General features: G+C 44.8%; 18 protein-coding genes and 1 pseudogene. 4 read left to right on the top strand and 15 right to left on the bottom strand.

Annotated elements, in window-relative coordinates:
- Positions 1-13 precede the first annotated feature (13 nt).
- The 3 genes from QUA02_RS10615 to QUA02_RS10605 all read right to left on the bottom strand — a co-directional run bounded on the left by QUA02_RS10615 (position 14) and on the right by QUA02_RS10605 (position 1445).
- Positions 14-325, bottom strand: a complete 312-nt coding sequence (locus QUA02_RS10615; RefSeq protein ID WP_333027341.1) for a tetratricopeptide repeat protein — start codon at positions 323-325, stop codon at positions 14-16.
- A gap of 275 nt (positions 326-600) precedes the next feature.
- Positions 601-1269 (bottom strand): Uma2 family endonuclease, encoded by a 669-nt coding sequence (locus tag QUA02_RS10610; RefSeq protein WP_333027340.1) that lies wholly within the window; start codon positions 1267-1269, stop codon positions 601-603.
- 50 nt (positions 1270-1319) lie between these two features.
- Entirely contained in the window at positions 1320-1445 is a 126-nt protein-coding gene (locus tag QUA02_RS10605; protein ID WP_333027337.1) for a hypothetical protein, read from the bottom strand.
- Between the two features lie 402 nt (positions 1446-1847).
- Between QUA02_RS10605 and QUA02_RS10600 the strand changes: the two genes are divergently transcribed.
- Entirely contained in the window at positions 1848-2075 is a 228-nt protein-coding gene (locus tag QUA02_RS10600; protein ID WP_333027336.1) for a hypothetical protein, read from the top strand.
- Positions 2068-2502 carry a hypothetical protein gene (locus tag QUA02_RS10595; protein WP_333027334.1) on the top strand — a complete coding sequence of 145 codons (435 nt, stop codon included), beginning with the start codon at positions 2068-2070 and terminating at the stop codon, positions 2500-2502. The genes QUA02_RS10600 and QUA02_RS10595 overlap by 8 nt, the downstream gene beginning before the upstream one ends.
- Positions 2503-2818: 316 nt before the next feature.
- Here the strand turns inward: QUA02_RS10595 and QUA02_RS10590 are convergent, their stop codons facing one another.
- The 8 genes from QUA02_RS10590 to QUA02_RS10555 form a co-directional block, all read right to left on the bottom strand.
- Positions 2819-3538, bottom strand: coding sequence for a Uma2 family endonuclease (locus QUA02_RS10590; RefSeq protein ID WP_333027333.1), 720 nt, complete (start codon positions 3536-3538; stop codon positions 2819-2821).
- A 495-nt stretch (positions 3539-4033) separates the two neighbouring features.
- Positions 4034-4216: a hypothetical protein gene (locus QUA02_RS10585; RefSeq protein ID WP_333027332.1), complete on the bottom strand. Its 183-nt coding sequence runs from the start codon at positions 4214-4216 to the stop codon at positions 4034-4036.
- A 14-nt stretch (positions 4217-4230) separates the two neighbouring features.
- Entirely contained in the window at positions 4231-4857 is a 627-nt protein-coding gene (locus QUA02_RS10580; RefSeq protein WP_333027330.1) for a Uma2 family endonuclease, read from the bottom strand.
- 48 nt (positions 4858-4905) lie between these two features.
- A complete protein-coding gene (locus QUA02_RS10575; protein WP_333027326.1) occupies positions 4906-5487 on the bottom strand; it encodes a Uma2 family endonuclease in 582 nt (193 codons plus the stop codon).
- A 217-nt stretch (positions 5488-5704) separates the two neighbouring features.
- Positions 5705-6436 (bottom strand): Uma2 family endonuclease, encoded by a 732-nt coding sequence (locus tag QUA02_RS10570; RefSeq protein ID WP_333027324.1) that lies wholly within the window; start codon positions 6434-6436, stop codon positions 5705-5707.
- Between the two features lie 80 nt (positions 6437-6516).
- Positions 6517-8007 carry an MlaD family protein gene (locus QUA02_RS10565; protein WP_333027322.1) on the bottom strand — a complete coding sequence of 497 codons (1491 nt, stop codon included), beginning with the start codon at positions 8005-8007 and terminating at the stop codon, positions 6517-6519.
- Between the two features lie 69 nt (positions 8008-8076).
- On the bottom strand, positions 8077-8451 hold the full coding sequence (locus QUA02_RS10560) for a four helix bundle protein (protein WP_333027319.1): 375 nt from the start codon (positions 8449-8451) through the stop codon (positions 8077-8079).
- Between the two features lie 72 nt (positions 8452-8523).
- Positions 8524-9306 (bottom strand): ABC transporter ATP-binding protein, encoded by a 783-nt coding sequence (locus QUA02_RS10555; protein WP_333027318.1) that lies wholly within the window; start codon positions 9304-9306, stop codon positions 8524-8526.
- Between the two features lie 171 nt (positions 9307-9477).
- Between QUA02_RS10555 and QUA02_RS10550 the strand changes: the two genes are divergently transcribed.
- Both QUA02_RS10550 and tsaE read left to right on the top strand, forming a co-directional pair.
- Positions 9478-10878 carry a gluconeogenesis factor YvcK family protein gene (locus tag QUA02_RS10550; RefSeq protein ID WP_333027315.1) on the top strand — a complete coding sequence of 467 codons (1401 nt, stop codon included), beginning with the start codon at positions 9478-9480 and terminating at the stop codon, positions 10876-10878.
- A 162-nt stretch (positions 10879-11040) separates the two neighbouring features.
- Entirely contained in the window at positions 11041-11490 is a 450-nt protein-coding gene (gene tsaE, locus QUA02_RS10545) for a tRNA (adenosine(37)-N6)-threonylcarbamoyltransferase complex ATPase subunit type 1 TsaE (RefSeq protein ID WP_333027467.1), read from the top strand.
- Positions 11491-11639: 149 nt separating this feature from the next.
- On the opposite strand, the gene QUA02_RS10540 is transcribed toward tsaE, so the two are convergent.
- The 4 genes and pseudogenes from QUA02_RS10540 to QUA02_RS10525 all read right to left on the bottom strand — a co-directional run bounded on the left by QUA02_RS10540 (position 11640) and on the right by QUA02_RS10525 (position 12836).
- Positions 11640-11867, bottom strand: coding sequence for a DUF5615 family PIN-like protein (locus QUA02_RS10540; protein ID WP_445305161.1), 228 nt, complete (start codon positions 11865-11867; stop codon positions 11640-11642).
- 119 nt (positions 11868-11986) lie between these two features.
- A pseudogene (locus tag QUA02_RS10535) lies at positions 11987-12085 on the bottom strand (IS1 family transposase); the annotation flags it as partial.
- A gap of 7 nt (positions 12086-12092) precedes the next feature.
- The gene (locus QUA02_RS10530) at positions 12093-12629 is read right to left on the bottom strand and encodes an IS1 family transposase (RefSeq protein ID WP_333027312.1); all 537 of its coding nucleotides are present in this window, start codon (positions 12627-12629) and stop codon (positions 12093-12095) included.
- Positions 12630-12683: 54 nt separating this feature from the next.
- A complete protein-coding gene (locus QUA02_RS10525) occupies positions 12684-12836 on the bottom strand; it encodes a DUF5615 family PIN-like protein (protein ID WP_445305160.1) in 153 nt (50 codons plus the stop codon).
- Positions 12837-12922 lie beyond the last annotated feature (86 nt).

Below are 12922 nucleotides of genomic sequence, written 5' to 3'. Positions count from 1 at the left end.
GACCGATCGCCTACTACTTCCCCTTCGCCTGCCCCAACAATACCTTATAATCCGCCCGATCGGGATTTAGCTTCACCAACTTCTCCAAAGGCTCGATCGCCCCCACCTTATTATTCTTCTGCAACCGCACATTTGCCAACCCCTCCAGAGCCGTCTGATTCTGAGGTTCCCGCTGCAAAACCGTCTCATATCCCCGTTCCTGCGCCGCCAGCAAAGACTCCTGGGAAACTGCCGCAGTCGCCTGCTTTTGTTGGTGCTGGCTGCTCAAACCGCTGCTGAACAGACTCACAATACCAAAAATCGCCGAACCACCAAACGAAACCATTGATACTAACGCAAAAATCTGCTTAATTCGAGCGCTCCGATGAACCGGACGATCTCTAGATTTTTTCTGTATACCTTCCATCGTCAATCCTTTGCCTAGACGGTTTCCAGGCACTCACAAAGTACCTGTATCTAGAATGCCCAAGTTCGATCTAAAAACGATCAGTTGTAAAATTTGAGATTCGCTTAACACAAAAATTTAGATTTGTCAACACTATTTAACCGAGAATTAGAAGTGCGATCGAATTGGTGATGTGCGATCGCACTCCTGTATCTTTAGCCATTATCCTGTGGCAATTCTCCAAACTGCGATCGATAACGCTCTAACAAAGCTTCGAGTTCAGCAGCCCGTTGCCGTTCCGCTTGCAAAGCTGAAGCCAATTCATCGGGAATCAATAATTTTTCTCCATTATCTTCCCGATAAAACCCAATCAGTTTTCCTTCTATTTCTAACCGCAGTTGCAATACTTCGCTGCGACTATCTCTAATTAATTCATACCCATCTTCTCCCAATCGATACCCGCGCAATTGTTCGGGAATCCATTCACCTCTCGGATCGAATAACCAATATTCCTCAACTTCTATCCCCTCGTACAAGTCTTTTTTATTAATTATATCTTCCGACTTAGTACCCGGTGATGTGATTTCAAAAATCGCTTTCGGCACTTGACCTTCTTCCCAGATTTTGTAATTATCTCTGCCACCTGGTTCTACATCAAAAATCACCATTACATCAGGTGCTACGCGCAATTTGGGGAAACCTTGAGCGTAGTACAAATATTGGTTTGCTAAAACAGTAGCTCGACGGTCAGTGAGGTATTGTTTTAAGACTTCTAAAGTGGTTAAAATTGCGTAAAGATGGTCGTAAGTTTCTGCCACTGGTTCTTCATCAGCGCTCGGGTATATAATTTCAGAATTTTTGAGAGTGGTAACGACTGCTGTCATGGTCGTGCTTCCTGTGAGTTGTAGATTTATTATAAACTTTTTTCCTGCAACTATCGATCGCCCCTTCCCAAAAAGTACGCGCCATCGAAGCTATCCCAAAGGAAATCACCCCTTAAGTTTAACGCAAGCGCGATCGCCCGTTCAAACTCCAAAGCCGCATCACCGATCGAGTTCATCAACACACACCGCGTTAGCAAATCGAAATCCTACTCAGGTACTAACTCGCTGCGGTTTGTGGGATCGTAACCCTTCTGGTTGAGTCTAAACCCAGGCGATGATAATAATTCAGACAATGATAATTGTCAAGCAACTTCAACCAATTGTCGGCTTCAGAAGCGGGATGACCTTTTAACAATTATATGACTTACGCACGGGTGGTCAGAAACCGGGTTTTTTTACGAGAATACTTCACTGCGATCGGCAGATTCAGTAAAAAACCCGGTTTCTTTGGTCGGAGTGGGTCTAGGACTGAATTATCCTATAATTTTGCAAAGACGCGCCCGGACGCAGTACCGGAAATACCGAGTCCAGACGACTTCTCCAATGTTGTCAACCCAACACAGGGAGCAATATCAATTATGCCAAACAATCCAAACTGGTTGCGTTACGATCCAGATGAAGACAAGTCTCGGCATGGAGCGGCAGACGAAGCTTGTTGCTATGAGATGCAAAGAAAATATGGTTTGAAACTGATCGACATTGAGGAGACTAATCTAAACAGCCTAGAAGTAGATTGTGTTTTTCGAGGCCAAATAGAGTTTCCTAAATCATTCTACGACACTGAAAGGGAGGACGACGATGCATAAATACATTATTTTCAGAGCCGAACCGAGAACTCCTGGGTGGAAAGATAGAAAACTCCAGCACACTCAATCATTAACTCGCATTTTAGCCGAACACTTTGACTCTTCTGATGGCCCAATTCCTGAAGTTGGCTATCGTCCCCCAGAGTTTGTTCGCGTGGAAGCAGAACACGATCCAGATAGGCACGGTTACAGCACTCATTACCGCACAAGCGATTGGGAAGTTGCGCGGGTTGAGACTTTTACTCCCGATATTCCGATCGGTGAATTTGATATGGTAGTAATCTGCTATTGCCAATATTCCCCGATTGATGCTCCCCTCAAACCCATGCCAGAACGTCAAGTTTCTATCGCTTCCTTTAGAGGCGACAAGGAAGCTTATCAACGTTGGTTAGAGTCGGAAAAAGGTAAAGAATACACTGAAGTTTAGGAGTTCCAGCAGAGGACACGGCAGTGCCGTTTCCCTACAATGAATCGGGGTAGGGAAACGGCACTGCCGTGTCCTCTATATCATTCCGGTGCAACCGGAATTGATATTATACCAATTCTAAATCATTTGTGAATTTCTTACTCCCTCCCCTTAGCAAGGGGAGGGTTGGGGTGGGGTAAAAAATTTACGACTCATTTAGGATCGCTATATACCAATTCTCTAAAATCTTGCAACACTCTTCGACCCCCCCTAGCCCCCCCGCTGCATTGCGGGGGGAACAAGAATACTGTTGCATACTTTTTTGAAATTGATATTACTATGACAATTTTCCAAACTGCTCTCGATAACGGGCCAGCAAAGATTCCAGTTCAGCAGCACGCTGACTTTCCGCTTCTGCACGTTGACTTTCCACTTCTGCATGTTGCCGTTCCGCTTCTGCCCGTTGCCGTTCCGCTTTTAAAGCTGAAGCCAATTCATCCATAATCAATAATTTTTCTCCATTATCTTCCCGATAAAACCCAATCAGTTTTCCTTCTATTTCTAAACGCAGTTGCAATACTTCGCTGCGACTATCAGTAATTAATTGATACCCCTCTACCCCCAATCGATACCCGCGCAATTTTTCAGGAATCCATTCTCCTTTCGGATCGAACAACCAGTATTCCTGAACTTCTATCCCCTCGTACAAATCTTTTTTAGTAATTTTATCTTCTAATTGAGTGCCTGGTGATGTCATTTCAAAAATCACTTTCGGCACTTGCCCTTCTTCCCAGATTTTGTAATTATCTCTGCCACCCGGTTCTACATCAAAAATTACCATCACATCAGGTGCTACGCGGACTTTGGGGAAACCTTGAGCGTAGTATAATAATTGGTTTGCTAAAACAGTAGCTGGACGGCCTGCAAGGTATTGTTTTAAGACTTCTAAAGTGGTTAAGATTGCATAAAGATGGTCGTAAGTTTCTGCCACTGGTTCTCCATCAGCGCTAGGGTATACGATTTCAGAAGTTTTGAGGGTGGGAACGACTGTTGTCATGGTCGTGCTTCCTGTGAGTTGTATACAGCATATTCCATATATATGTGGTACAGACAATCAAGTAGTAAGTAAGGTGCGTCGCCCGAAACAATCTGCAAGTTCCACGCTCACATGGAACAGCGACGCACCCTACAAAACAGAAACCACACAATATCTGTACTTCATGAACCTGGAATATGCTGTATCTATTGTAAACTTTTTTGTGCAACTAATCTAATTTTATTTTTAACCGCAGATGGCTCGCATGCGGGACGCCCGTGCCACAACAAATGTAGTGTATTTGCGATCGCCATTTTTGACTACAAATCCCGATCGCCCGCACTTCTAAACTCTTTGACAGCCTCAACATGATTCGCGATATTCATGCACCTAACAAACAAAGCAATATCCAGTTCCGGTAGCAATTTTGAATCTCGAACACCTTATCTAAAAACGACAATCTAACACCTGGAATATCCAGCATCGGTTCTAACTGATATCTTGCACCATTCTCAATTACTTGCTTAGGAACAGGCTGTCCGGCCTGTTCCACAAGAGATAAATTTTATTGTGGAACAGGCCGGAAAGCCTGTTATTGACAATGGTGCAAGATGTGAGTTCTAAGGTTTTGAATTGTTTCCAGGTTAATCCTGGAAATAGCAAGGGTCGGTCTAATTTTTCTTCTAATGTTGCATTCATGGCGAACTCGCTCCTTATTCAATAATAATTCCTGCATCAAACACCTGTTGAGCAGTCAAGTTTAACTCTGGGAAAGCAGCCGATTCTATTCGCTCGTCTCCCCGGAACTGCGTCAACTCGTACTCCCCATCAACCAATTGATAAAGCGAAAGCGTAGGTTGTTTGGGATTACCTATGTAGCGTCTTCCACCCAATCCCAAATAATCGACAATCCAGTATTCAAAGATTCCCATTTCTTCATAATCGCGCAGTTTGGTAAGATAGTCATTCTGCCAGTTACTGCTGACAACTTCTACTGCTAAACGCACCGACGAACCCATTGTGATAATCGATTCTGCGGCCCAACGCGGTTCATTTATCACTTGCTGGCGATCGAGAACGATGATATCTGGCTCATATCCTGATTCAGTGCGATCGGGCTTAAGGACACATTCTTTGGGAAGGAAATAGGGAAATCGGCCATTGCGACATACAACGCCAACTTCTATATTGAGAAAGCCAGAGATTTCTGAATGTTGGCCAGTTCCTTTGGGCATTTCAACAATTACTCCATTGTGCAGTTCGTAGCGGTATTCGGAATTTTCAGGATACCACGCAATGAATTCGTCAAATGTTACTATTTTTGTTAAGGCTTGAACCATGTCGATAGCTCCTTTATTCTAGTTATATTTAATTTTAGGTTTTTTGAACTATTCCCGCAAAGCCTTGATGAATTCAGTAACTGCATCATATTGGTCAAAGTAAGTTACATATCTCACTAACAAAGCAATGTCTAACTCCGGCAACAACTCGCTGCGATCGACTTTTTCGTACTCCTCCCTCAAATAATAGATACTCAGCACTCCATCTTCCCAAAACCAAACTTCAGGTATCCCCAACCGTTTGTATAGTTGCAGTTTATCGATGCCGCCGCTGGTGAATACAACTTCGATCGCCAAATCAGGAATTGCCTTTTTAGTCTGCAAATTATACGACTCATCAGGCTCTTTTCTTGCCCCCAGTTCTTTACTACCCAAAGTCGGCCCGCCCTTGATATAAAATCGGATGCTCTTTTCTCTTAGGTATGCTTCTAACAAAACACTAAGGGTACTCTTTGTCTCTTCATGTTCGAGGCTAACTGTCATAATTTCTAAAATCCCATCTAAATAAGCAAATTTGATGCCGCCGACAGACTCAAAAGCGGCTTCGAGCGTTTCAAATTGCGACCAACTCACTTCTATGAGAGTTAGACAGCTATCGGTGACAGAGTTTTTGACTGCTGTTTGTGTCATGTTTTTTTCTTATCCTTTTTCTAGATTAAGCCTTTGATATCAATTCCGTTAGCATCGGAATGATATAAACGGAGGACACGGCAGTGCCGTTTCCCTACCACGATCAATTGTAGGGACACGGCACTGCCGTGTCCTCTATATCATTCCGGTGCAGCCGGAATTGATATGACTTTCTCAATTTTATTAATTTTTGTTCGATCGCGCGAGTCCGACACTCTCAAACTCCATCGGGATCGATGCCCTGATTTCTCAAGTATGCTGCTAGTCGATCGCCCCGCAAACGTTCCTGTTCCACCCGTTCCGCACCCCACAGCAACAAATTGCCATTCTCATCCCACCAGCGCAGCCAATAACCGCTTCTGTGAGATTTTTCACCTTCCCAAACCCCCAGAAATAATCCCATTGATTCGATCGAATAGCGATCGCCAGCATCCGGTTCTTGCAGTTCGTATTTTCCAGAAATCAATCTGTATACTTCCAATCTTCCCGATTTTGGCTCGAAAATTGCATAAACCGGAACTTGCAAAATTTCCTCGTAAAACCGCCACTTTCCGTAAGGATATGTTGGTTTTATGGAATATTCAGCCTCGCGATCGTCCGATAAAAATTCCATCACTACTGCCGGCACTTCTCCCTCCGCATTGGGAGTATAACTGCGGCGGATTTCTCCTGCTGCTGCTGGCAATACCGAGGTAACGTATACCCAATCCGGTGCTTTTACTACTGTTTTGTCATTGACTTTGGCGCACACTCCAAAGTTAGAAGCTATCAGCATTTCTGCTAGGATAAATCCTGCGAGATCCAAGGCTTCTCTGAGGGCTGCGGCTAAAAGTGGTTGGTCGATGTTTTCCACTGGATCGTCCGGTAATTGAAAGTCATCTGGTAACTTTTCCCAAGTTACAGTATATTGGGTTTTGATTTCGACCGGCTTTGATAATGTTTGCGTCATAGGTTTGATTTGTTTTAATGAAAAGGCTGTTTATAGCAGAAGGATGAAGGAAATTGCTATTATTCTAATGATACAATATTTTAGGGAGTATTCTCGGAACCTACAGGCTCTGTATTTTTTGCAGTTTGAGATGGTAAAATTGGCAGTTTTTGTTGTTTGTTCAAGTTGGGAAATCCACGCTCTATCGATTGATTTACCCCAGTTTTGTTGGCATTTGCTTGCTCGGAAAGGGGAGCTAAGGTTTGAGCGACTTTAACTTGCTGTCGCAGTTGTTCGGTGGAACCCAACAAGCCACCCAATCCGTTGATTAACCTGCGAATATTGTTGCGGAAAGCCGGATCTCCTGTAATTTCGTCTACGTCGGAAGTGATTTTCTGTACGTTCTGAAAAGTAGCGCGTGCGGAATCTAAAGTTTGCTGTAATAATAGCCAACTGGCGGGATTGTTTATGTTGTTAGATAAATCTCGCAAATTAGCAGAAGCTTGGGCCGCATTTGCTGATAAAATTTCTAAATTATTCAATAGTTGTCCTTGGTTAATTCGATTAATTGTCGGACTTAAACTGCTGACTGTTACACGAAGTTCTTGACTGGCTTGATTGATATTGTTCAAAGTTGAGACTAAACTGGCTCGGTTGGTTGCTACTAAGGAATTGAGTTGGTTAGCTGTTAAGGTAATTTGATTAGCGGCTTGAGTCACTGAATTAGCCGAAGTTATCGCAGCGGCAGTTACTTCTTTTGTGGAATTTTCTGCTGTTGCTGTAACTTTGCGAATATCGGTTGAAACTGCTGATAATTCTCCTTTAGCTGTTTCATTTAAACTCCCTATTTCTCCTCTGACGGATTGACTTAAATTTCCAATTTCTCCTCTGACGGATTGATTTAAAGTTCCTACCTCGCCTTTTACTGATTGATTCAAGTTGCTAAGCTCTCCTTTTACTGATTGATTCAATGTTTTTATTTCTGCTTTTGCAGTTAAGGTTAAATTAGATAAGTCTTGAGTGAGTTTAGCCGCACCTTTAGCCGTATTTGCTGTGTTTTCCGCAATCGATTTAATATTGCCGAATAGGGCGGGGTCTGTGTAGAAATTAGCTAGGCGGACTGTGGATCGAATCAGTTCGTCGATAGTGACTCCAGTTTGACCTTTTAAGCGCGAATTTTTGCAGATAATCTCAGGGGGACAGTCGGCACTAACGGGATTGGCGGTAAGTAACGATTCTGGCAAAATCGAGTTGGGGGTAATGTCGATCGAAGCTTCGCCAATTAAGCCGGATTTATTCGCTTCGATCGCCACATCCCGGGGAATCACTAAAGTACCGGGGGCAATCTCCAGCGTCACGTCTACGCCGTTGGAACCCGGTTTGAGGGCGGTAATTTTACCGACTGCAACCCCGCGATACCTGACGGGCGTGCCTATTTGCATTCCTTGGGCGCTGGCAAATTCTACGGCGAATTTGTAGCTGCGGTTGCCTAGCTGCACGCCCCGCAGCCAGAGCACTAAGCCCCCAAATAAACCGATTCCTACTAAAATTAAGAACCCGACAGAACCTTCTCTTACAGTTCGCGATCGCATATTACCTCCTTAGACAGTTGGCAGTTGGCAGTTGGCAGTTGGCAGTTGATAGTTGGCAGTTGATAGTTGTTAATTTTTGTCATATGTGTTGCCTATAGATTTTAGATAGGCGTTTAGCCGGGGCGACAGTTCATCAATAATTTGCTTGAGTGTTTCTACTTGTGTACTTGTTAGTAGTTGCCTAGTATAAGCCCGTCTCAACCAGTGCTTTGTTTCATATAAAGAACCTCGGGCGATTTTGATAAATCGCCGATGGTCCTGATAGCTACCTCGACCATCTCCTTCAGCAATATTAGCACCAATACTATCAGCAGAGCGAATAATTTGCTTGCCGACCGTATCTTTTGCGAGTGCGTCCCATTTTATAACAATATTCCAAATTTCATCAGCTAATTTTTCAGCTAATTTATAAACATCTAACTTCTGAAAGTTTGTTTGTGACATATACTATCTCCCAACAATACAAACAATTAACCACGGACAACTGACCACGGACAACTGACAACTGACAATTGACTATCCAATAACTTGAATCGGCCCAGTAACACTGCCGCTAAAAAATTGTCGGATCAGTAAATTATCTGTTGATGCAATATCGCTGACAGTTCCCTCCCACTGCACTTTGCCTCGATAGAGAAACACGATGCGATCGGCAGTGCGGCGGATGGTACTGTCTTGGTGAGTGACGATCGCATAAGTGCTGCAAACACCTTGGGCCGCCTGCAACTCGCGGATTAAATCTTCAATTACCGTCGAAGCGATCGGATCTAAACCCGCCGTCGGTTCGTCGTACAGCAAAACCTCTGGATTGTCCCTAGCATTATCGGGATTCGCCATGATGGCGCGGGCAAAACTTACCCGCTTCCGCATTCCCCCAGACAACTGCGCCGGATAGCGTTGGCCAATTCCCGGCAAACCCACCATCTCTAACTTCTCCTCCACCAATTCCCGAATCCGGCGGCGCGGCAGCTTAGAATGCTGGTACAGTAAAAAACCGACATTCTCCTCCACCGTCAGCGAATCAAACAAAGCCGCTTGCTGAAACACCATCCCAATCCCGATCGGATCTGCCACGTCGTCCACCCATCCGACCCTGCGCTGTCCCTGAACGAAAACCTCCCCGGCATCCGGGGCCAACAAACCCGCAATTATCCGCAAAATCGTAGATTTCCCCGTCCCGGAAGGGCCAATAATTGCCAGGGCCTCTCCCCGATAAATCCTCAGATCGACTCGATCGAGGATCGGGTTCTGGCCGAAGGACTTACTTACCCCCTTGAGTTCGATTAGTGGCTCAGCCATAGGATGTTATCAATAAATTATCAGTCCTCAGTCATCAGTCTAGCTAATGACTAATGACTCATGACTAATGATTAATGACTAATGACTTAAATTGACTGCCAGAATCAAAACTCTCTTGTATTGTAAATTTGTCAGCTCGAGCTGTTCCAATACCCTTAAGACTAATTAACCATGTCAATTAGTTCACTTCCTAAAGCCCTCCGCGTCTTGGCTAAAGCCAAGCAGGTTTTTGCCAGTTCCAGAAATCCTTACCCCCCTTCTTTGCGGAACGGGCGAGTTCACCAGTGGTTTAAGTGGTTAGCCCCCGGACTGTTGGTGAAACGGTGGCTGCTGATCAGTGCCAGCGGCGTGGTACTTGCCACTTTGGGTTTAGCGATTTGGACTGGGATGACTCCCATTTTTTTCCTGTTGCAATTGTTGAGAAATTTTTTGGCGTGGATTGCGGAAGTTGTTCCCAATTACGTGTCGGGGCCGATCGTGATTGCTGGCGGGATTTTGTTAATTCTGTGGGGGCAAACTCGCAGTTTGAACTCTATTACTCAAGTGCTGATGCCCGAAGGGAATGAGGAATTGGTCGATCGACTCCTCAACCACCGCAGGCTGCACCGCGGGCCGAAAATTGTGGCACTTGGGGGCGGTACGGGCCTTTCTAATTTGCTCAGAGGATTGAAGGATTACAGCGCTAAAATCACTGCTATTGTCACGGTGGCGGATGATGGGGGGTCTTCCGGGCGGCTGCGGCGGGAAATTGGGGTATTGCCGCCGGGAGACATTCGCAATTGTTTGGCGGCTTTGGCAGATGAGGAAAAGTTATTGACTGAGTTATTTCAATATCGCTTTCAGGCCGGTGACGGTTTGGTGGGTCACAGTTTTGGGAATTTGTTTTTGACGGCGATGAGCGATATTGCTGGAGATTTGGAACAGGCGATCGCCGCGAGTTCTAAAGTTTTAGCAGTTAGGGGAGAAGTGCTGCCGGCTACTCTGAGCGACGTGTCTTTGTGGGCAGAACTCGCTGACGGCCGGAGGATTGAGGGGGAGTCCAGCATTACAAAAGCTAACGGAAAAATCCTCAAAATAGGCTGTACTCCTGCTAATCCTCCGGCCTTACCTAGGGCTGTGGAAGGGCTTCGGGAAGCGGATTTTATTATTATTGGGCCAGGGAGTCTTTATACGAGTGTCATTCCGAATTTGTTGGTGCCGGAAATTGCTGATGCGATCGCCAACAGCGAAGTTCCGCGCATTTATGTGTGCAATATTATGACTCAGCCGGGGGAAACTGACGGATACAGTGTTGCAGACCACATTCGGGCGATCGACCGCGCTTGCGGCCGGCCGCTGTTCGATGCTGTAGTAGTTCAAGGAAAAGTCCCTTCTGCAAAGGCTTTGATCCGCTATTCTCAGGAGAATTCTTATCCGGTTGTGCTCGATCGAGAAGCCGTAACGCAATTGGGGCGGCGAATTGTCATTGCCAACGTCATGGATGAAGATAAAAATACGGGTTTAATTCGCCACAATTCTCAAAGGTTGGCGGGGATGTTGCTGCGTTGGTACGGCCGCGCCCAGAACATTTAAGCTGCTGACTGTTAACTGTTGACTGTTAACTGTTGACTGTTAACTGTTGACTGTTGACTGGACGGTGCAGACTAATGTTATTGGTTATTAGCAGCCCCAAGCGAGTAACTAATGACTAATGACTAATGACTAATGACTAATGACTAATGACTAATGACTAATATGATACTTTCTCTTCCAGATGCTGAAGCTACGCGCAAGTTGGGCGTGTCATTAGGTCGATCGCTCCCCGCTGGCACTGTAATCTTATTACAAGGAGATTTAGGTGCGGGCAAAACTACATTGGTTCAAGGTATCGCCGAAGGCTTGGGAATCTCAGACTCTATTGAAAGTCCTACTTTCACCCTAATTAACGAGTATTTTGCAGGACGAATTCCGCTTTATCATCTAGATTTGTATCGACTGGAACCCGAAGAAGCCGAAGCTTTGCACTTAGAAAGTTATTGGGACGGGTTAGAAAGGGATTTGGGAATTGTGGCGATCGAATGGGCGGAAAGATTGCAGTATAAACCCGAGAATTATTTGCAAATTTGTTTGAGTTATCTAGATAACGGGCGGCAAATTGAAGTAATTGGTAATGGCGACTTATTGGATTGGCAATTGGAAATTTGAGAAAAGGCGATCGGACTTAGATGTTGCACCATTCTCACTCAGCCTTTTCTGAACAGGCAAGATGCCTGTTCCACAAGAAGAAAATTCACTCTTTGTGGAACAGGCATCTTGCCTGTTAAGAGAGAATGGTGCAACATCTCAGCGCGAACTTACTGCGGACGGTTGACACGAATCAATTTACCTCTCAAAGTTTCTTCACCAGCAATAGCATCATTGATGCGTGTTGCCAACATTTCTACGTTCCGATTTTTGGTACAAACAATAATACCAGCGTGTTCTGGCTGTCGGTTGTGCAGTCCGATAAAATCAAACCGATTTAATGTCAAAACAGCTCTATCTTTGCTTATAGCAAATGCTAGCACCTCTGGATCGGGAATCCCAAGTCGGTAGTGCCCTGAAGGAAAGGATCAAGAGAATTAAACTGAATTCAAAGAAAGTAGGCGTTTAGAGTTGTAAATTAGCATTGTAATGATGCACAAAGCGCTGTCCGGGCAGCAATATGATTTTCTAATTTTTTAGAGAAGGCTAAGCTCTTTCTTACCAATCGAGACACTCGTTGTCGAATAGTACAGTTGAAGCGCTCGATATAGCTAGTAAAACCACTATCGAGAGTCTACACTCCGATGACGAATGCTTGGCAATACAGAATCATAAGCACTCCAATGGTCGGTATAAATTACTGCACACTGACGGTACACTGGTGGCATTGAATTCCATAAAGCTTGAGCCGATACTGCGCTACGATCTCCAATATGTACACCAACAATTTCCCTAGTCTGGGCATCCAATGCCAGCCAGACCCACTGCTGATTTCCTTTACTATCAACGAATGACCATAACTCATCCATCTGAACATTCAAGCGCTTTTTTTGCTTGGGAGTCACCTCCACTTGCTTCTTAACAGCAACGGCTTGGCTATTAACGTATCGCTGCACTGTATCTTCTGACACTTGTAGTACCCGAGCAATCCCCGCCTGAGAAATACGTTCAAGTAGCATCCGTGACATCAACTCTTTTTGTTCTTTTGTAATAGGTTTCCATGCCGGATTTAAAACAAATTGACGACCACATTCTCGGCATTTATAATGAAAGTTTATGATGCCGAGTTTGACCGTTTCGACTAACTTCTTCCGAACCACAATTAGGGCAACAATTAATTTCTAATTTCATATCACGCTATGGCAAACACTTCTCTAATCATAACGTACTCTGATCCTTTCCTTCAGGGCACTACCCCCAAGTCCTGCTTTTCCTGCTTCCTGAACAGTCAGGACATTGTGACCAAAAGCGCGCAGCAATTGGACGACTGGCAAAGGAAATTGTTCGTCTGCATACAAATTCAGCATGACTCAGGCGGGAGCATCCCGGTTTTGCAAAAGCCTCAAATAGCCAAGAGGTCGTTGAGGTAAGCACAACGAAGTTTTAGCATTTG

Source organism: Microcoleus pseudofavosus SVA1_A4 (genome assembly GCF_036700565.1).
Lineage (GTDB): Bacteria > Cyanobacteriota > Cyanobacteriia > Cyanobacteriales > Microcoleaceae > Microcoleus.
The sequence above is the reverse complement of the archived record's forward strand: the minus strand, read 5'-3'. Positions and strand labels throughout refer to the sequence as shown.